The organism is Paenibacillus tyrphae (assembly GCF_027925525.1).
Classification (GTDB): domain Bacteria; phylum Bacillota; class Bacilli; order Paenibacillales; family NBRC-103111; genus Paenibacillus_G; species Paenibacillus_G tyrfis_B.
In genome coordinates this window covers 237,049-255,929 of the sequence record NZ_BSDJ01000008.1, presented here as the reverse complement: position 1 = coordinate 255,929, position 18,881 = coordinate 237,049, and the positions used below count along the sequence as shown (strand labels likewise).

Below are 18,881 nucleotides of genomic sequence, written 5' to 3'. Positions count from 1 at the left end.
TAAAGGATTACACTAGTGTCAATGTCAATACGCAAAAAAAGGCCCGGAACGTTTTGTATACTCCAGGGCTGCATCTGTGTTAGACGGTTTTCTTTTTGCTGATCGTAAAGGCGATTTGCCTCTCCAGTAGTCTCTTCAATCCATGAAGCGCTTCGATTTGACGATTCACATGGCCTAGCTTCTCTTCATACGTTGCCAGCATCTCCTCGCAATATTCATATTCGTCAGGCTCTGCCGCTTCCGTCTTGAACAAGGCTCCGATCTCATCTGTTGTTAATCCAAGTTTCAAATATAATTGAATCGCCTTGACTCGTTCTACGGCGGATTCGTCGAAATCCCGGTAATCATTCTCCAGCCTCTCGGCGCGTAGAAGGCCTTTATTTTCATAATGCCGGATGGATCGTACGCTGACATTGGATAATCGCGATAATTCGCTTGTTTTCATTCCTCAAGGCCTCCTTGATATACATGAGGTACTTAAAAATAAATGGTTTTTGCTGAAGTAAATTGGTTGCTTTCAAATGCATTCCAAAATCGATCTTTACAATTATTTTATTTACTCCCCGTAATCTCTTCGTCCTTAGTGCGCTTTCTTTTAATTTCTGACTTGAGACAATCAATAATTAATACAATGCTGAAGTAAATAACAACTAATAATCCAAGAGGAGATAAAATTTGGGCAATGTAACTACTTATAAATCCTTGAAAGTTCTCTAACACAGAGTAAAAGTATACCGATGGAAGTTTAATGCAAATTAGCATTATTCCTCCAAAAATTCCGAATAATAAATTTAATTTGCGCTCCATAACATCACCCTTTAGACTCCTAGAGTAACCAAATTTGGTTTTAAGTTGTAACGCCATTATAAAATTTCACATCATAAGTAGCAAATAGAAGACAAAAGGTATCAGAAGTGTAACGGAACATTGGTGAAAAAACAAAGAGCCGACGGCCAAGTGAACCGTCGGTTGGAGCGATAAATATTAGTTCAACAGGAAAACCCGATCCCACTCCGGCTCCCGATCTTGCATGACAGCCAGCAGCGCGAGGGCAACGCCCGCAGCCCCGTCCAGCACGCCGGCGAAATGCAGCTTTTCGCCTTCTTCCAGCTCTGCAAAGCCATAAGGCGCACTCACGTCAAAGGAGTCAACTATCCGATCGACGATACGGTCGCGTAAAGGAATCAGTTCCGCAGTTCCTGCGTCTGCGATCATCCGCTGCGTCATTTGCAGAAGACCGGCATAGCCGTGGCAAAAGGTGGCGGAATGCAAGCTCCACAGCCGTTCGGGACGCCGCGCCGTGCCAAGGAACGATTGAACCGCCGCTTCCCTCCATGTCGGCTCCCCGAGCGCTTGCCCCGCGAGCCACAGCGTGCGCGCGACGCCGGGCCCGCCGTAGCACCAAGCTTCGCGGGGCGGCGAGCCGCTTGCGGCGCCCGCTGCCTGCTCTTGCCACGATACATGAGCGGGCCAATAAGGGCCGTACTCATCCTTGATCGTAAACCGCATCAGCCACTCGGCGATGGAGCGGATGGCTTCCCGCCCGCCCTCCACTTCTACGCCTTGCCGGAGCGCAAGGGAGAGCAGGGCCAACGGACCCGGAATGCCGTGGGAAAACCCGCAATTGAAGTAACCCTCGGGATATAGCTCCTGATCGGTGGGTGAAATAAGCCGGTCGGGCGAAATATACCACCCCGGAACCTGCGAGTCTTGCAGCTCCTTGAACCTGCACAGCTCAACCATATACTCAAGCACCTGCGTAAGCGCAATGCGCATCTCGGGCTGCTCTTTAAAGTGCAGCAAATAACGGCCTATCCCGCTTAAGCCCTGCATCACATCGTAATCGGACATGAGCACGCCTTCTTTTATATTTCTTCGGACAACATACATGTACTCGGGGAACATGCGCAGGAAAAAGTCGTTGAGCGACCGAAGCATATTCCCGTACCGGGTGCCCTGCCGCGACAAAGCCTGGATGCCCGTAACGACTCCGGCCATACCGCTCCAAAGGGATAAGGATTCGATTCCTTGCCGTTCCAGAGCTTGCTGCATGAGAACAACATAACGGTGACCTGCGACGTCCCATTGGCCATCGGGCTCCAGGCGATCCAGTTCGCCGAACAACAAGCATAAGCCCGAATATCCCCGAGCAAGGTGCAGCCCATTCCACTTCACGTAGAACTTCCCTTGCTCTATCCGTTTCTGTTCTTCCGCGAGGGCGAATCGCTCGATTTCTTCCGGGTCCTTCAATCGCCGGGCCGTCTCCATCACAATCGAGCGGACCCGTTCGATTCGTTCGGCGCCTTCAAGCGGCTGCCACTTGGCCTCGCAAGCTTCTTTCGGGTTCATTCCGATTTCTCCCTTCGGATCATGGTTGCTTGCTGTAATCAAACGGCCGAACGCGCTTTGCGCTCATGATCGGCGTCCAAATAAGCATTTGCTTGCATCATATAAAGCTCGGCATACATCCCGTTCAGCTGCATGAGCTGTTGATGATTGCCTTGCTCGACCACGGAGCCTTGATCCATCATGAGGATATGGTCGGCGTACCGGATGGCGGAATAGCGGTGTGAGATGAAAATACCTAACCGGTCGCGGACCAACTCCCGAAACGCCTGAAACACCTGCAGCTCGGTTTCCGGATCGAGCATGGAGCTGGGCTCGTCCAACACATAAAGCTCGGCTTCGCGCATGAAGGCTCTGGCGATGGCAATCCGCTGCCACTGTCCACCGGAGAGCTGCTGCCCTTCGTCAAACAAACGCCCGAGCTGGGTGGCAAGGCCTCCAGGCATCGATTGGACCAAGCCGGCGATGCCCGCCCGATCCGCCGCCTTCCACAATTCGGCGTCCTCCTCCATTTTGGCGACGTTGCCAAAACCGATATTTTGCCGGACCTGCATCTCATATTGGACGAAATCTTGGAACACGACGCCGACTTTGCGGCGAAACGTTTCACAGTCCATGTCGCGGATCGAGACGCCGTTGATGAGAATGTCTCCTTCGAAGGAGTCGTACAGCTGCGTCAGCAGCTTCATCAAGGTTGTCTTCCCGGACCCGTTGCGCCCTACAATCGCGAGCGTTTCTCCGCGCTGCAGGGTAAAGCTGACATTCCGCAGAGCCGGATAACTGCTGCCGGGATAACGGAAAGACACATTGCGGAATTCCACCGATTGGATGACAGGCGCATTCGTCGCACGGGAAGCCTCCGAAGCTCCGATTTTTCTGGCGGCAGGATCGGAGGACTGCAAATCCAGGAAAGCGAACAACTGCTGTAAAAATAAATTGTGCTGGCATAAGGACAGGATGCCTTGTGTCAAATTTTGCGACGAAACCAGGGTTAACGTAATGGCTTGGGTATAGCTGACCACATGGCCGATCAAAATTTCGCGTTTATAGGCGGACCATAAGACCATGAGAAACATGAACGCGTTGACCCCTTGTTGGATTGCTTGAAATATCGCTCCCATGCCGAGCCGCTTCTTGATCATGCGCTTGTCTTCCGCCAAAAACTGCTGGAGCACCTCGTGATATTTGCCGAGCAAATAACCGCCCAGTTGAAACAGCTTGATCTCCTTGAACGAGATATCCCTTGTCAGCAGCACGGACAAATACCAGGTATGCCGCATTTTCGGGGCCCGGTTCCATTGAAGCATAAACTCCTGCTGCCCGATCCTCAGAAACGAATAGAAGGAGGCCAAGGGAATGAGGATCAGGAGAAATGCCGCCCACCATTTCCACGAAATGAGCATAGCCGCGGTCGAGAATAACGTAATGGACGCGGTAACAATGGACAAAATCTGCTGCAGAATTTGATAAGGCCGATGACCGGCCTCGTTCTGAGCGCGTTTCAAGGCGTCCTGCACCTGGGAGTTCTCAAAATCGCTAAGCGAAAGGGAAATCGACTTCTCCATAATGAGTATGTTGATCCGGTTGCTGAGCAGCGTTTCAAACAATTTGCTGATAAAATTTTGAGCCAGCGACAGCGCTTCATTAAATGCGGTAAACGTAATGAGCCAAATAAAGGGCCAAAGCACGGTCTGAAAACCGGTATCCCAGGCGCCGCCTATGCTGTTGATCAAGGTTTGGAGCAGCAGCAGCGAGATGACCGGCGAGGCGCCGCGCAGGATATTAATCAATAAAATCGACAAGAAATACGCTTTATGCGTTTGCCACAGCAATTGGAACACGCGGGGCCAATAGCGAAAGGATTGCACAATATTCGTTAGATTTACGGTTAGGGATGCTTCTTCCGCAGCCGAGCTCATGGCTGATTCCTCCTAACATGCTGCAAGCTGTATAACGTATGTCTGGCCAAAGTCAACACCTTCTGCTCTTCTTCCCGTTGGATGCCGAACAGCCGGTTCAAATGCATATGGATCACGCTTTGTATCAGATCCTCCTGAGTATTGGTCAAGGTTCCTTCCGCTTGGCACAGCCGGATTCCCTCGACGTACCGGGTTATCGACTCGCCGCGGGCATGGAGCATCGGCAGGATGGCCGCTCCGTCAGGGAGATGGCGAAGCTGGGCAAAGTCTCCTCTAGCATCCCCGAATTTCATAAGAAAAGGCCGATGCTGACGGAACAGCTCCAAATGCTCCTTATGCTGTACCATTGTGTTAAGCCACTCGAATTGCTCGAAGAAGGACAGTCCGAATCGTTCCATCATGTCAATGACGCTGATGACAGCCAGCAAGTGCGGGTTCAGGCTGAGGTATCCCGATTGTCTGGCGTGAATCCATTCGGCCACGACCCGGCTGTCGAGACAGAACAGTCGCTCCGCCGCTCCGATCAACGTCGGGCCCCCGTACCGTTCGATTTCCGGATCGTAAGTATCGATCACTAAGCGGGACAAGAGCCCGTCTTCCACGCACTGCTGCGTAAACCGGTACAGCTGCGGCAGCAGCATGGTGTGGATCTGCTCGGGGTGGCCGCAGAAACGCCAGCGAAGATGCGGATCGGGATCGGCATAGCGCATAAAGAAGCTGCCGGCCGCCCATCCTTGCTCCTCCGCCTGACGGCAAAACTCCAGCAGAGGCCCCCCGATAAAAGCGTCGGCGCGATGATCCGCACCGTACCATTTCAGATACAGCCATTCGCTGCCCGGCATTTTCAATCTCTCCGCGAGACGAATAGGAGAAGAGGTGAGAGCTCCGTCAAGATCCGGCTGCGAGGAAGCCTGCGGCAGGTCCCGTTTGACTAGAGGAAAAACAAACTCGGTCACGTAGCGCCCGGCAGCGCTCCCGGGAAGATGCTCAAACGCAAAGCCGGTTTCGGTTAGGACAATCTGCCCCCCAGGCTGGAGCTTCGTATAATCCCGATACACTTCGTCCCGATGAAGCGGGGAGTCGAGATCCAGCAGCAAGCGGTTATCCGATTGGGTCAAATAAACGAAGCGCGGCACATTCCACTGCTTCCGGTACGTATCGAAAGCTTGACGCCATTGCGTTTCCGTCATGTTCCCGTGAAAAGGCGGCATATCTGCATTAAACTTCCAGCAGGCCGCCGCAATAATCGTTTTGCTGTACCTTAACCGCGGCAAAAAAGGGAAGGTTCGCAGTTCGTTCCACTCGAAAAAATCGATGTTGCGCTGGTTTTCCATCGATAATTCGCGCAAAAAACGATAGACGTTAGGCGAGTTCGACGTATTCAGCATGTGGTTTGTCACCGGAATGACCCTTCGATTTTTTGACAGGGACCGCAAATAAAAACCGCTGGAAGAAATGCCGACGACCAGATCGGAGAGCGGGATCGTATGCTCCGGATCTTTGGCCGAATTGGTGCCGATGTCGATTTCATATTCGCGAATGTTCGTGCTCAGAGCAACGTTGGCCGCGCGGCCGTCTCCCGGAAAATAAACGAGCTCGGCGAGGATCGCATCGGGATGAAGCTTTTGCTCCAATCGGTCAATTTGCTTGAGCTTGTCCACAAAGGAGGAATCGAACAAATCGACAAACCGGCCGACGGATTTGCCCGCACCGTAGGTGCCCGTCGTACCTCCGGCAATCAGGAGAAAGTCACCCTCCTCCACCGCTTGGCCGGATGGGGCGGTGAGACCAAAATACAATTCCAACGACCGAGGCGCGTACTTTTTCTCCATCGGAACAGGTTCAAGCTGCATCACCATGTCGTCGGTCAGCTCCAATTCCTGCCGCCCCTGTTGGAGGCATGTCATGACCCATTGGGTCAGCAGCATCTTTTTCTTTTGCTGGGCGAAGGAAGGGGTGTTGTCTTCCTTGCGTTTGCTCCGGGGATATTCGTATCCGGCCGGAGCGCCAAGCCCGATGTCTGCATCCAGCAGGTCCAGCAGGGGAACCTCGCGGTAAGCCCCGTATTTCTCCATGAAATCGGCGCGGTAGCTTTCCAGATGCGAAAGTCCCAGCCGTTCCCCGGAGATTCGCCAAAGCGCTTCGCCGACGCGCTCGATCTCCTGCGCAACGGTTTTGGGGAGAGTTAACGCCTCCATCGAGAGGGCCAAATCCACTTGCAGGAGATTATCCGCTTCGGCAACGGATTTCATATGCTCAACAAGCTCATGGTATAATGGCTCGCCTTGCCCGATTTCCGTACGGTTATAGCTCGCGATGAGAGCTGCGGCCGTTTCCAGCTTCGCCCTCTCGTCTTCCACACCGGTGACATCGGCCAAACGCCGCAGTACGTAATCGAATGGCGAAGCGGTCATGAGAGGCGGGCGCAGGTCCGTGATGATGATTTCCTGCTGAACCAGCTGCCATAGAAATTGGTTTATTTGCTCGAGTGACGTATCGGAAAATTGGCTGTGCAGCTTCAGCGCCAATTCGCAAAAGGGGAGAGGCTGACGGGTAAGCTCCATCACCTGCTTCACAGCCGGAGTAAGGCGAACGGAGGTGCTCTCCATCGTTGTACCATTGCCTTTCTGCTTGACGCCGTACTTGGTCAGGTAGGGCAGGTAAAGGCGGGAGCCTACGGGATAAGCCAAACAATTGAGACTGACCTTTAACTGTTTGACGATGTCAAACCGGTTCTCCAAGTCGGACAGCACTTTCAGCAGCCACTCCATATCAGGGCGGGCTCGTTTGGTGTGGGCCGTTACAGGCTGAAGCTCGAACACATACCGCTCCCCGAAATTTCCGTATGTTACCCCAGAAAATAAACCAAAAGGCGTCGGACGCGAGGTCATGCGCAGCAAATAGCGCAGAAAGCCTTTTACCGCCTGATCTTGTTTGCGCGGATGCTCCTGGTTGGTTAGATTGGGCAAAGCCTGAAGCAGCGGCAAGCTGGATACGGCAATGGCCTCCCGGATGATAGGCGATTCGGCGTAGGCGGCCAATTTCTCGAACCATGGCTTGCGACTAACCGCCTCATACTCATTTGGATCGATAGAAAGGTTCTGGAATCGTTCCACCGGCAATAAAGGCATCCTCAAAATAAAAAAATCAAGCGCCTGAAAAACGCTTGGATGTGCATGAGCTTGCGTCGGTTGAGAGGGGGCCACTTGAACTGACATGTCGTCTCACCTTCCGTTAGTCGAGTCGTAAGAGATACTTCGGAAGAACGCGAACGTTCCTCCGAAGTAGGCAGTAGGAACACGCGAAAGTTTAGCAGCTGCCGTGGGTGTAGCCGCACTGATGTCTGCCGGTAAAGCAGTTCGAGCTGAAGCAAGTATCCGTGAAGCATTTGGAAGAGAAGCATTGAGAACTAAAGCAAGTAGACGTGAAGAGGCCGATGTTTTGGTTGACCGAATTTACCGATTTCACTTCAACATCCAGGTCGAAAACGTTGTTTGCCATACAGATTTTCTCCCTTCAAGCGGAGAACATGTCTCCGAAGATTGTTGCGGCAGCCGGCGAAAGCGAAAGAAATGGACGAAATTAGCAGCTGTAGCCGTGCGTGTAGCCGCACATATGTCTGCCGGTATAGCAGTCGGAGGAATAGCAAGAATCGGAATAACATTTGGAAGAATAGCATTGAGAACTATAGCATTGAGACGTGTAAAGCCCAAAATTCGCGTTTACCGAATTAACCGATTTCACTTGGACATCCAGATCGAAATTGTTGTTTGCCATAAGTATCTTCTCCCTTCAAATGTAAAAAAATTTTCAAACCGATTGAAATCGCTTTCGCCTTCGCCTGGCCTTGCCGCACAGAAACGTGAATACGGAAGAGTAAAATTACAAAATATTCTTTCAAATCCATATTCGACTATAATATACCGAATAATATATGAATAGTCAATATATTACAAATATTTTTATAAAAGTTAGTATAGTTGGTAGAATACCTCTCATGAACGCTAACCTTATTCAACGCACAAAAGTGCTGAAACATCAAAGAACACGCGCGTTAAAAGGGATGTTTGCGCGAATCATGGAGGTAGTTTAGTATTTGAACTGTTACAAAAAGGAACCATAGTTTGTTTTATCCAAACCATAAAGGAGTGTTCCACATAAGATGAAAGCATAGTTTATTGCTTCGAAATGCAGCGTCGCGCCATGCAGTTTTGAAAACGTTTACTTTTGAGAGAGAGTAGAGAATGGTTTCAGGAGGAATAGAGATGAACAATGCAGCGTTATTATCAGAGATCAAACCGTCGGAGTCATCGCGTATGACCGACTTGTTCGAGAAAATGCAGGAGCATGAGCAGGTGCTGTTTTGCAACGACCCCGCCACGGGCTTGAAAGCGATTATCGCCATCCACGATACGACGCTCGGCCCGGCTTTGGGAGGAACGCGGATGAGGCCATATGCTACCGTCGAGGAAGCGCTGGAGGACGTACTGCGTTTATCGAAGTCGATGACCTACAAATGCGCGGCGGCTGATGTGGACTTCGGCGGGGGAAAAGCGGTCATCATCGGAGACCCGGCCAAGGATAAAACCCCGGAATTGTTCCGGGCTTACGGACAATTTATCGATTCGTTGAACGGGAGATTTTATACCGGGACGGATATGGGCACGGTGCTGGACGATTTCGTCCATGCCTGCAAGGAGACGAATTGTATCGCCGGGCTGCCCGAGGAATATGGCGGCGGGGGAGAAACGTCGATTCCGACGGCTTTGGGCGTTCTGTACAGCATGAAAGCCGTAGCCCGAACGTTATGGGGGCATGAGGATTTAAGCGGCAAGCGGTTTGCGATTCAAGGCTTGGGGAAGGTCGGCTTTAAAGTCGCCGAGCATTTGCTGCAGGAAGGCGCCGATCTCTATGTGACCGATGTGGATCCAACCGCGGTAGACCAAGTTGTGGAAAGAGCCTGTAAGCTTGGCAGAACCGCGACCGCCGTGAAAGGAGAAGAGATTTACGGCGTAGAGGCCGACTTCTTCGTTCCGTGCGCCGTCGGCGGCATTATCAACGATCAAACGATCGGGCAACTCAAGGTCCAAGCGATCGCAGGTGCGGCGAATAATCAGCTGCTTCATGAGAACCATGCCCTTGAGCTAAAACGAAAAGGCATCCTTTACGCACCCGATTACGTGGTCAACAGCGGCGGCATCATGCAAGTATCGGATGAGCTGTACGGACCGAACAAAGACAGAGTATTGGCGAAAACGAAAGCGATCTATCAGTCGCTGCTCCGCGTATTCTCGGAAGCCAAGGAAAAAAATATCACGACGGTCGAGGCGGCGAATCTGATCTGCGAGCAGAGAATTCAATCCAGAAAAGGAAGAAATAGCTTCTTCTCCCCCAGAAAGCGCGCCAAATGGCAAATCCGCCACTAACCGGAGGTAGGAAGCACGGAGACCTAATTACGATTTTCCGGGAGGCTTGTTCTTATGGCTACGGTCAAGCTGTGCAGCTCGAATGAGCTGACCAAATCGGAAGCTTTAAAACAAATCGCGCGTGACGGCTTAGTTGATATTGTGGTGAAAGACTGTTTGGGCAATTGCGGGCAATGTTACTTGGAGCGCTTCGTGAAAGTGGATCAACGAATTATCGTGTTGAACGATGATGAAGAGCTGCTGGACCAGCTTCTGAAAGCCACCGCCTCCGAAGCCGACTAACCTCATTTAACGTACTAAAGCGATTTCGCGTTGACACGCGCATACAGCATTGAACGTTTTTGAAGAGTTCACAAGTTTGCCATATAATAGCATCAAACATAAGGAATATTATTCTAGGAGGTTATAAAAATGGAAATGGATACTACCTTAGTTAGCGAGCTGCAGCAAGATTTTTTCCCGATCGAGGATTTTGAATATATGGAATTTTACGTTGGCAATGCCAAGCAAGCCGCCTATTATATGAGCCGGGCCTTCGGGTTCAAGATCGTCGCCTTCGCCGGGCTGGAAACCGGTCAGCGCGATCGCGTATCCTACGTGCTGGAGCAGCGGAAAATCCGCTTTGTGGTGACGGGCTCGCTTCAGGAGGACCACCCGGTTACGGAATTTATCAAGAAGCATGGCGAAGGAGCGAAGGACGTCGCGTTTCGGGTTGACGACGTTGAAAAGGCTTACGCGGAGGCGATTTCCAGAGGCGGGATTCCCGTGATGGCACCGCAGGTGCTGACGGATGAACACGGCACCTACAAAAAAGCCATCATCGGCACCTACGGCGATACGGTGCATACCCTCGTGGACCGCAAGAACTATAAGGGCTTGTTCGCGCCGGGATATCAGCCCGTCAACTTCTCGTTTCCGTATCAGGATGCGGGGCTTATCGGGATCGACCATGTCGTCGGTAACGTCGAGGAAATGAACGAATGGGTGTCCTACTACGAGAAGGTCATGGGCTTCAAGGAAATGATTCACTACGATGATGAAGATATCAGCACGGAATATTCGGCTTTGATGTCCAAAGTCATTTGCAACGGCGGCCGCATCAAAATGCCGATCAATGAGCCGGCCACCGGCAAGCGCAAATCGCAAATCGAAGAGTATCTGGAGTTTTACAACGGCCCTGGGGTGCAGCATGCAGCTTTATTGACCAACGATATCATCACGACCGTAAAGGTGCTGAAGGAAAACGGCGTGGAATTCCTGGATACGCCGGAAACGTATTATGAAGAGCTGGCGGACCGGGTCGGCAAGATCGACGAAGATATCGAGAAACTGAAGCAATACCGCATTCTTGTCGACCGTGACGAGGAAGGGTACCTGCTGCAAATCTTTACGAAGCCGCTCGTCGACCGGCCGACTCTGTTCTTCGAAATCATTCAGCGCAAAGGGGCGACCACGTTCGGCGAAGGCAACTTCAAAGCGCTGTTTGAATCGATCGAGAGGGAGCAGGCGCGCCGCGGAAACTTGTAATTTTCTTACAAACCAACAGGCTTAGAAAGAAAGGCGGGCGATCGTCACATGATTTCCAGCGCCAGAGCTTTGATGGAGCAGCTTCTCGATTATGCCGGGTTATTTCCGCCCGCCGCCCTGCCTTTGGAGCAGGCTATACGCAATTACGCGGCTTACCGGGACGGACGGGACGCATGGATGCTGGGCCGGTTCATCATTCCCGCTGTGCAATTGGAGAAGCTGTCTCCGTACATGCCGATGTTTTCCGGGGACCGGCCGCTGCAGCTGTCGGTTCTTGGAACCCGCAGCCGGGATGCGGAAGAATGCCTTCGGCTGTTTGACGATACTTTGCGGCAAACGGAGGCTTTCCGGGGGAAGCACGGTTCGTCGGTGAACATCGACGTGCTGGAGCTTCCTCTTCCCCCTGCGGGTGCGGACCGTCGGTTACTGGATGAGATTGCAGCCGGTGCATCGGAACACGGCCTCCGGCTGTTCTTCGAATGGACGTTTCCTTTGACCGACGATTGGGAGAGCAGGATCGAAGAAGGCCTTGACGCGGTGAAGTGCTGCGCCAGCCAAGGCGGGATGCAGCCGGGTGTAAAGCTGCGGACCGGAGGCGTCACCTCCGACGCGTTTCCGTCGCCGGAGCAGGTGGCCGCCGTCCTCGTCGGGTGCAGGGACCGCCAATTGGCGCTAAAGTTCACGGCCGGACTTCACCACCCGGTTCGTATGTACCGGGAGGAAGTGAAGACCGAGATGCACGGCTTCCTAAACGTGTTTGTCGCGGGGATGCTGGCGCATGTCTACAAGCTGGACCGCAACAGAACCGCCGAAATTTTGGCAGAGAAGGCCCCCGACAGCTTCGTCTTCCTCCCGAATGCGTTAGGTTGGAGAACGCTTACCGTTTCGGCCGATGAGGTGCGGAGGCTGCGCAATCTGGCGCTGTGCTCCTACGGAAGCTGTAGCTTCGACGAGCCTCGCGACGAGCTGCGGGAGCTAAAATCAATAGAGTAAAAGGAGCCGTTAAAATGCTGCGCTCATTTGTTGAGGTTGCGCCGGAATCGCATTTTCCGATCCAAAATCTACCCTACGGCGTCTTCCGTTCCCGTAACGGCGGAACTCCCCGGATTGGCGTGGCCATCGGGGAGTACGTTCTGGATCTTGCCGTCCTCGATCAGGCGGACTGCTTCGGCAGGACGGAAGCGGCCGGAAAGGGAATATTCGACCAAGCGTCGCTGAACGCGTTTATGGCACTCGGCCGCCCGGTCTGGCAGCAGGTCCGCGCGGAAATTCAGCGGCTCCTGTCAGCCGACGAGCCGGAGCTGCGGGACAACGCAGGGCTGCGGACCGCCGCCCTGCTTCCACAGAAGGATGTAGAGCTGCTGCTGCCTGTAGAAATTGGCGATTATACGGATTTTTACGCTTCGCGGGACCATGCCTTCAATGTAGGAACGATGTTCCGGGGGAAAGAGAACGCCTTAATGCCCAACTGGCATCATCTCCCGGTCGGGTACCATGGCCGGGCCAGTTCGATCGTGCTTAGCGGGACCGACGTACGCCGCCCGCAAGGGCAGATGAAGCCGCCGGATGCGGCGGCGCCTGTATTCGGGCCGAGCCGACAGCTTGATTTTGAGCTGGAACTCGGGTGGTTTATGGGAGCGGGGAATCCGCTCGGTACGCCCATCCCCGTCGAACGGGCGGAGGAGCATATTTTCGGGCTGGTGCTCGTCAACGATTGGAGCGCCCGGGATATTCAGGCTTGGGAATACCAGCCACTCGGACCTTTTCTCGCGAAAAATTTCGCGACATCGATTTCGCCTTGGGTCGTGCCGCTTGATGCTTTGGAGCCGTTCCGCATCCGCGGAACCGGGCAGGAGCCGGAGCCGCTTCCTTATCTGAAGCAGGAGGGAGCGCACGCCTTCGATATCAAGCTTGAGGTGCACCTGCAATGCGACGATATGGAGCGGGCGGAGCGGATCACGGAGAGCAACGTCAAATATCTGTATTGGAGTATGGCGCAGCAAATCGCTCACCATACGGTAGGCGGCTGCAACCTGCGGGCCGGGGATTTGCTGGCCTCCGGGACGATCAGCGGACCGGGCAAGGCAAGCCGCGGATGCATGCTGGAATTGGCCTGGCGCGGAGCGGAGCCTCTTGAGTTAGGCGATGGCGTCAAGCGGGTCTGGCTGGAAGACGGCGACCGGCTGACCATGACCGGATATGCACAAGGCGACGGGTACCGCATCGGGTTTGGCGAGGTGACGGGCCGGGTTCTGCCTTCGTTGAAAGAAGCAAGCGCAACTTAACCAAGGAGGTCGTACAAGATGCCGTTCTACCATCGGATGGGGCAAATTCCCAATAAAAGACACGTGCAGTTCAGAAAAGAAGACGGTTCGTTGTTTCGCGAGCAAGTGATGGGTACGAAAGGCTTCTCCGGCATTCAATCGATCCTTTACCATCACGGGGCGCCGACGGAAATCGTCAAAGCCGAATACCTCGGTGCGTGCAGCATAGAGTACGAGGACGACAGCGTGCTCGGATACCGCCATTTTCAGACGGGGGCGGCCCCGAAGCAAGGTGATGGCGTCCTGGGAAGAACGTACGTTCTCGGTAATGACGATATCCTGCTTGCCGTTTCGAGCCCTACGGAACCGATGAATTATTATTACCGCAACGGCGACGGCGACGAGCTTCTGTTCGTGCATTACGGAACAGGCAAGGTCGAGTCGATGTTCGGTACGCTGCGTTACCGTCCGGGCGATTATATCGTCATTCCGATCGGTACCATTTACCGGATCGTGCCGGATGGGGATGACACCAAATTTTTGGTCGTGGAAACGAACAGCTGGATCAGCACACCGAAGCGTTACCGTAACGAGCACGGTCAACTGCTGGAGCACAGCCCTTTTTGCGAAAGGGATATCCGGCTGCCGGAGACGCTGGAGACGCACACGGAGCTCGGGGAGTTCGAGGTGCGGTCCAAGACGAGAGGCGCGCTGCATTCGCATATTTACAGCCATCATCCGCTAGACGTTGTCGGCTGGGACGGTTATCTGTATCCGTATATTTTCAACATTGCGGATTTCGAACCGATCACCGGACGCATTCATATGCCGCCCCCGATCCACCAGACATTCGAAGGGCATCAGTTCGTCGTCTGCTCCTTCGTCCCGAGACTATACGATTATCATCCGGAAGCCGTGCCTACGCCTTATTTCCACAGCAACGTGGACAGCGACGAGGTGCTCTACTACGTCGAGGGCAATTTCATGAGCCGCCGGGGTATCGAAGAAGGGTCCATTACGCTTCATCCGTCAGGTATTCCTCACGGACCTCATCCCGGCACGATCGAAGCGAGTCTAGGCAAAAAAGAAACAAAAGAATTGGCGGTTATGGTGGACACGTTCCGTCCGCTCAAGGTCGTCAAAGCGGCCCACACCTTCGAAGACAAAAACTATCTGTACAGCTGGTCTCATAAATAAATCGGCGTGGTGGTGGCATAGTGCGGCGGAATAACATGCGAAGCGAGGAAGAAATCCATCAGTTATTCGAAGCCATTTTATCGTTACAAACGAAGGATGAATGCTACGATTTTTTTTCCGATTTGTGCACGGTAAACGAGGTCAAAACGATGGCTCTCAGGCTTGAAGTCGCAAAGCAGCTGCTCGAAGGGGCTACTTATTTGGATATTATCGAGGAGACCCAGAAGGGCAGTGCCATCATTTTTCGAGTCAAAAATTGTCTGAAGCACGGAAGGGGAGGCTTCCGGACCATTTTGGAGCGGTTGAATAGGCACGGCAAACAGCGATGAGAAAAACGGCACGCCTGCCGCAAGAAGCGTTCTGACGGGAGACCGATGGATGAGAAACGAAGCGTTAAATCGTTATGGGGTTTGCACTCGTACAGCCCGGTTTCCCGTCGAATGCTTTCTTGTTTATTTTGAATACGCTTACATTGAATGGCTTCGCGCGTCTTACGATTCCGTTCGTGAAGGAGGAATAGTTATGGTAACGAAAAAACCGTCATTTTTCATGTCAAGCGCGCTCATTGCGGTTATCGTCATCATTTTGGCGATAAGCATTCTTCACTATCAAGTCGCTCCGCAAATCCCCATCTTGATGGCATCGATCCTGCTTTCATTGTATGGCTTTAAATTAGGGTTTACTTGGAAACAGTTGGAATCGGCTATCGTCAAAGGCATTTTGTACGGCCTCCCCTCGATACTGATATTGTGTTTGATCGGGATCTTGATCGGGATATGGGTGTTGAACGGTACCGTGCCGACCTTGTCTTATTACGGCTTGCACATTCTTTCGCCCAGCTACTTTCTCGTATCGGCGGTGTTGATTTGCGGAGTCGTCTCCGTGCTGACGGGAAGCTCCTGGAGCGCCATCGGCACGATGGGCGTAGCCTTGATGGGGGTCGCCTACGGCATGGGAATTTCCCCCGCTATGGCAGCAGGAGCTATCGTTTGCGGCTCCGTCTTCGGCGATAAAATATCGCCTCTCTCGGATACGACGAATCTTGCCTCCGCAACGGCAAAAGTGCCTATTTTCGATCATATCCGGCATATGCTGTGGACAACGATTCCAAGCTTGATATTGACGCTGATCCTGTTTGCTTTGTTTGCCATATCCTCCGACCGCGCCGCAGACACTGCCGGCATCGAAACGATGATCCGCACCCTCAACGAACGCTTCACAATTACGCCTCTGACCCTGCTCTCGCCGCTGGCGATTATCGTCTTGGCCTTCAAACGGTTCGATGCCATTCCAACGCTCGTTGTCGGTTTATTGGTCGCGATCGCGACGGCCTTTTTTACGGTTCCCGGCGTTTCGGCAGGCCGGCTCATGACCGTCGCGCACTTTGGCTATAAGTCGGAAACGGGAGTGGAGGCGATCGATAAGCTGCTGTCGCTAGGCGGGCTATCCAGTATGATGTCTGCCGTCTCGCTCATCATCATGGCGCTCGCCTTCGGCGGTCTTGTGAAAGAAATCGGTCTGGTTCATACCATGATCGACCGGATTAAGAGTCTCTTGAATAATAAAGGCAATGTCATCAGCGCGACGGTTTTTTCTTCGATCGGGGTGAATGTCATCATCGGGGAATGCTACTTGTCCATTATTTTGCCCGGGCAAATGCTGGAGTCTTCGTACAAGCGGCTCAAGCTTCATCCGAAAAATTTGTCCAGAACGCTGGAAGATGCCGGAACCATTGTCCATCCGGTCGTTCCATGGGGAGTCTCGGGCGCCTTTATTATGGCTACGCTCAATATCGGCATGGAATATGTTCTTTATTCGTTTATGTGCTTTATCACGCCCTTGTTAGCGATCGTGTTCGGTTATACCGGTTTCGCCATTGCGCCGATCGGCGAGGAGGACGAAAGAGGCGCGTACGAGGAAAAGTTCGAGATCGGAATGAACAACAGCGGCTTGTAGACGGGAAAGAGTTTGCGAGCGATGGGGAGCAAGTGTGAGGGCGGTTCGCCGAGGAGTCGCACCGGCGGACCGCCTTCGGCCCTTGCGCGGCTATTCCTCCACGTAATCGTCGCCGGACGAATCGTGGGTCGGATGCGCGTCAGGATACCCGCGGGAGAGGCCTGCGTGAAGCTCGCGGTTCTCGTAAGTAAACTGGTTGTACGAACGCTGGTCCTCCCGCCACGGCGTACTCTTTCCGAGCGATTCCGTGAGGAGGCTGTTGCCGTAAGGCCCTTCCGGAAATTCCTCCGCCGTCAGGTCGTTGCGCTGGGATTCCACCGTGCTCAGATCGGTATATTTCTTTTGCGGCGCTTCGCTCATAAATCCATCTTGGTTCGTGTCGTTTGGGCTCATGCCCGATTCCTCCTTTTCAGTAGGCAAGATTGTTTCCCCTAGCTTGCCCTTAAACCGGAAGATTATCCAAATCATGCTTGTCATCCATGACGTTTCGTGGTAATATAGGTCTAATTTCAAACGTGTACTAGAGAGGAAGCACCTCTTACCTATCTCGGGTAAGATGGTGCTTTTTTTGCGTTTGAAGCTGCTTTGACAACTTCTTGGGGGAGGTTTTTCGAGTGAATCTGGTGTTTTTGAACAGCTTGGAAAAGGTGACGGAAGAGGGGAATGTCACTACGGCGCAGGTGACGATCGGCGAAAGCCAAGGCACCTGGATGGTGATGTGGAACGAGACGAGAGAAGACGGCCGCAGGGTGCAGGAGTGCTGGTACGAAGGACTGCGATGGGAGGAGATGCTCGCCATTTTCCGCGAGCGGGTGTTTGCCAAGCAATGCGGCGGCTATAAGCCAATCGTGCAGGTGAACGTAAGTGAAATCGACGTATTGGACCGCCGGACGGCGTACATTCAACGATTGCATTTTTACGGGGAGAAGCATGCCAACGAAGAGCTGTTCGACAAGCTCCGCGATTGGCGGTTTAAACAAGCAAGCCGCGACGGCAAAGCGGCGTATCTGATCGCGACCAACCGGCTGCTTAAGATGATAAGCGCCTTCGTTCCCCACACGGAAGAAGAACTGCTGCACCTTCCAGGATTCGGAAAAGCCAAAGCTGACGCTTATGCAGCCGATATCGTCGCCATCACCGCCGGCTTCCAGCGGGATACGGATTTTCCGCTATCGTGGGTAGCGGAATCGATTGATTCGGGAGAGCTGAATGCCTGGCTGCTTCAGGAAAATGAACGGAAGCGGAAGGCCGAGGAGGAGAAGCGGGAGATCAAGCATAAGCTGCTCGAAGCCATTGCGCGCGGGGAGAAGCTGGAGGAACTGCTGGAGCAAACCAAGCTTCAGCGGCGCAATTTGCTGCAGCTGTTCGAAGAGCTGGATCGCGAAGGCTACGATTTGCAGAGCTATATCGAAGGGCAGCTTGAGCAGGTGCCCGAACCGGAGCGCGAGCTGGCATGGAAGGCGTTCCAGCAGCAGGGCGACCGTTATTTGAAGCCGATTCTACAAACGGTCTATGACCAGAAGGAACTGACTGCGCAGGATACGGACCGCGTCTACGAATGGCTTCGCATGCTGCGGATGAAGTTTCGCCGCGAGAACGAGCGGAAGACGGTTGAAGCGAGCTGAGGCACGGCAGCAGGGCAAAAAAACATTGAACAAGCCCGGCGGCTAAGGTAAGATGGATTATAGGAATATGAAGGAGCTGACCGTATGGAGGAGCTTCGGGCTATACTTTACAGTATCATCAAGAACCAGGAAGAAACCAATGCGAAAATAAGTGAGCTGAATCTGCAGTTAAGCGCCAAAATCGGTGAAACGAACGCGCGAATCGATGACCTTAACGTGAAGATCGACCAAGTCGACGCCCGACTCAGCGCAAAGATCGACCAAGTCGACGCCCGACTCAGCGCGAAGATCGACCAAGTCGACGCTCGACTCAGCGCGAAGATCGATAAAGTCGACGCCCGACTCAGCACGAAGATCGACCAAGTCGATGCTCGACTTACCGCGCGAATCGACGCATTAGATGCGAAGATCGACGAAGCCAACACCAGTCTCGGCGCCAAAATCGACTTTCTCGATGCCCGGCTGGATCGCGTCCATCTGAGCTTGCAGAGCCAGATCGACGATGTCGGTGCGGACGTCAGACATATTAAGCGGAGCATGCGTTTGTTCGAAAACGATATGGATGCGACCTTGGACCGGATTAAACGTCTGGAAGATCATATGGCCAAGCATCCCGAATGA

At 53.1% G+C, this 18,881-nt stretch carries 17 protein-coding genes; 10 read left to right on the top strand and 7 right to left on the bottom strand.

All coding sequences use genetic code 11. From position 1 onward, the window contains the following. Positions 1-79: 79 nt before the first annotated feature. The 6 genes from QMG93_RS12385 to QMG93_RS35370 all read right to left on the bottom strand — a co-directional run bounded on the left by QMG93_RS12385 (position 80) and on the right by QMG93_RS35370 (position 8,042). Positions 80-445, bottom strand: a complete 366-nt coding sequence (locus tag QMG93_RS12385) for a MerR family transcriptional regulator (RefSeq protein ID WP_281936809.1) — start codon at positions 443-445, stop codon at positions 80-82. A 539-nt stretch (positions 446-984) separates the two neighbouring features. Then, entirely contained in the window at positions 985-2,349 is a 1,365-nt protein-coding gene (locus QMG93_RS12380; protein ID WP_281936808.1) for a lanthionine synthetase C family protein, read from the bottom strand. A gap of 38 nt (positions 2,350-2,387) precedes the next feature. Beyond that, the gene (locus tag QMG93_RS12375; RefSeq protein WP_281936806.1) at positions 2,388-4,265 is read right to left on the bottom strand and encodes an ABC transporter ATP-binding protein; all 1,878 of its coding nucleotides are present in this window, start codon (positions 4,263-4,265) and stop codon (positions 2,388-2,390) included. Then, complete coding sequence (locus QMG93_RS12370; RefSeq protein WP_281936804.1) at positions 4,262-7,381, bottom strand: lantibiotic dehydratase; 3,120 nt, start codon at positions 7,379-7,381, stop codon at positions 4,262-4,264. Before QMG93_RS12370 ends, QMG93_RS12375 begins: the two co-directional genes overlap by 4 nt. 193 nt (positions 7,382-7,574) lie before the next feature. Continuing rightward, on the bottom strand, positions 7,575-7,766 hold the full coding sequence (locus QMG93_RS35375; protein ID WP_162238550.1) for an elgicin/penisin family lantibiotic: 192 nt from the start codon (positions 7,764-7,766) through the stop codon (positions 7,575-7,577). A gap of 81 nt (positions 7,767-7,847) precedes the next feature. Continuing rightward, positions 7,848-8,042, bottom strand: coding sequence for an elgicin/penisin family lantibiotic (locus tag QMG93_RS35370; protein ID WP_054975888.1), 195 nt, complete (start codon positions 8,040-8,042; stop codon positions 7,848-7,850). Positions 8,043-8,530: 488 nt separating this feature from the next. Here QMG93_RS35370 and QMG93_RS12360 point away from each other — a divergent pair, with 488 nt between their 5' ends. The 8 genes from QMG93_RS12360 to nhaC all read left to right on the top strand — a co-directional run bounded on the left by QMG93_RS12360 (position 8,531) and on the right by nhaC (position 16,635). Continuing rightward, complete coding sequence (locus QMG93_RS12360) at positions 8,531-9,691, top strand: Glu/Leu/Phe/Val dehydrogenase dimerization domain-containing protein (RefSeq protein ID WP_281936800.1); 1,161 nt, start codon at positions 8,531-8,533, stop codon at positions 9,689-9,691. 54 nt (positions 9,692-9,745) lie between these two features. Next, positions 9,746-9,973 (top strand): DUF1450 domain-containing protein, encoded by a 228-nt coding sequence (locus tag QMG93_RS12355; RefSeq protein ID WP_281936798.1) that lies wholly within the window; start codon positions 9,746-9,748, stop codon positions 9,971-9,973. A gap of 129 nt (positions 9,974-10,102) precedes the next feature. Then, complete coding sequence (gene hppD / locus QMG93_RS12350; protein ID WP_281936796.1) at positions 10,103-11,218, top strand: 4-hydroxyphenylpyruvate dioxygenase; 1,116 nt, start codon at positions 10,103-10,105, stop codon at positions 11,216-11,218. 48 nt (positions 11,219-11,266) lie between these two features. Beyond that, positions 11,267-12,211, top strand: coding sequence for a hypothetical protein (locus QMG93_RS12345; protein WP_281936795.1), 945 nt, complete (start codon positions 11,267-11,269; stop codon positions 12,209-12,211). A 14-nt stretch (positions 12,212-12,225) separates the two neighbouring features. After that, entirely contained in the window at positions 12,226-13,503 is a 1,278-nt protein-coding gene (gene fahA, locus QMG93_RS12340; RefSeq protein ID WP_281936793.1) for a fumarylacetoacetase, read from the top strand. Positions 13,504-13,521: 18 nt separating this feature from the next. Continuing rightward, positions 13,522-14,679, top strand: a complete 1,158-nt coding sequence (locus tag QMG93_RS12335) for a homogentisate 1,2-dioxygenase (RefSeq protein WP_281936790.1) — start codon at positions 13,522-13,524, stop codon at positions 14,677-14,679. Positions 14,680-14,699: 20 nt separating this feature from the next. Next, positions 14,700-15,008, top strand: coding sequence for a YerC/YecD family TrpR-related protein (locus tag QMG93_RS12330; protein WP_281936788.1), 309 nt, complete (start codon positions 14,700-14,702; stop codon positions 15,006-15,008). 193 nt (positions 15,009-15,201) lie between these two features. Continuing rightward, a complete protein-coding gene (nhaC, locus tag QMG93_RS12325) occupies positions 15,202-16,635 on the top strand; it encodes a Na+/H+ antiporter NhaC (RefSeq protein WP_281936787.1) in 1,434 nt (477 codons plus the stop codon). A gap of 90 nt (positions 16,636-16,725) precedes the next feature. On the opposite strand, the gene QMG93_RS12320 is transcribed toward nhaC, so the two are convergent. Then, the gene (locus QMG93_RS12320) at positions 16,726-17,028 is read right to left on the bottom strand and encodes a hypothetical protein (protein ID WP_281936785.1); all 303 of its coding nucleotides are present in this window, start codon (positions 17,026-17,028) and stop codon (positions 16,726-16,728) included. Positions 17,029-17,249: 221 nt separating this feature from the next. Between QMG93_RS12320 and QMG93_RS12315 the strand changes: the two genes are divergently transcribed. Both QMG93_RS12315 and QMG93_RS12310 read left to right on the top strand, forming a co-directional pair. Then, the gene (locus tag QMG93_RS12315) at positions 17,250-18,260 is read left to right on the top strand and encodes an HRDC domain-containing protein (RefSeq protein ID WP_281936783.1); all 1,011 of its coding nucleotides are present in this window, start codon (positions 17,250-17,252) and stop codon (positions 18,258-18,260) included. A gap of 84 nt (positions 18,261-18,344) precedes the next feature. Then, entirely contained in the window at positions 18,345-18,881 is a 537-nt protein-coding gene (locus QMG93_RS12310; protein WP_281936781.1) for a hypothetical protein, read from the top strand.

Coding starts and splice junctions, on each gene's coding strand:
- QMG93_RS12375 (WP_281936806.1), bottom strand. CDS start 4,265: ATGAGCTCGGCTGCGGAAGAAGCATCCCTAACCGTAAATCTAACGAAT.
- QMG93_RS12385 (WP_281936809.1), bottom strand. CDS start 445: ATGAAAACAAGCGAATTATCGCGATTATCCAATGTCAGCGTACGATCC.
- QMG93_RS12310 (WP_281936781.1), top strand. CDS start 18,345: ATGGAGGAGCTTCGGGCTATACTTTACAGTATCATCAAGAACCAGGAA.
- QMG93_RS35375 (WP_162238550.1), bottom strand. CDS start 7,766: ATGGCAAACAACGTTTTCGACCTGGATGTTGAAGTGAAATCGGTAAAT.
- QMG93_RS12380 (WP_281936808.1), bottom strand. CDS start 2,349: ATGAACCCGAAAGAAGCTTGCGAGGCCAAGTGGCAGCCGCTTGAAGGC.
- QMG93_RS35370 (WP_054975888.1), bottom strand. CDS start 8,042: ATGGCAAACAACAATTTCGATCTGGATGTCCAAGTGAAATCGGTTAAT.
- nhaC (WP_281936787.1), top strand. CDS start 15,202: ATGGTAACGAAAAAACCGTCATTTTTCATGTCAAGCGCGCTCATTGCG.
- fahA (WP_281936793.1), top strand. CDS start 12,226: ATGCTGCGCTCATTTGTTGAGGTTGCGCCGGAATCGCATTTTCCGATC.
- QMG93_RS12335 (WP_281936790.1), top strand. CDS start 13,522: ATGCCGTTCTACCATCGGATGGGGCAAATTCCCAATAAAAGACACGTG.
- QMG93_RS12355 (WP_281936798.1), top strand. CDS start 9,746: ATGGCTACGGTCAAGCTGTGCAGCTCGAATGAGCTGACCAAATCGGAA.
- QMG93_RS12345 (WP_281936795.1), top strand. CDS start 11,267: ATGATTTCCAGCGCCAGAGCTTTGATGGAGCAGCTTCTCGATTATGCC.
- hppD (WP_281936796.1), top strand. CDS start 10,103: ATGGAAATGGATACTACCTTAGTTAGCGAGCTGCAGCAAGATTTTTTC.
- QMG93_RS12320 (WP_281936785.1), bottom strand. CDS start 17,028: ATGAGCCCAAACGACACGAACCAAGATGGATTTATGAGCGAAGCGCCG.
- QMG93_RS12360 (WP_281936800.1), top strand. CDS start 8,531: ATGAACAATGCAGCGTTATTATCAGAGATCAAACCGTCGGAGTCATCG.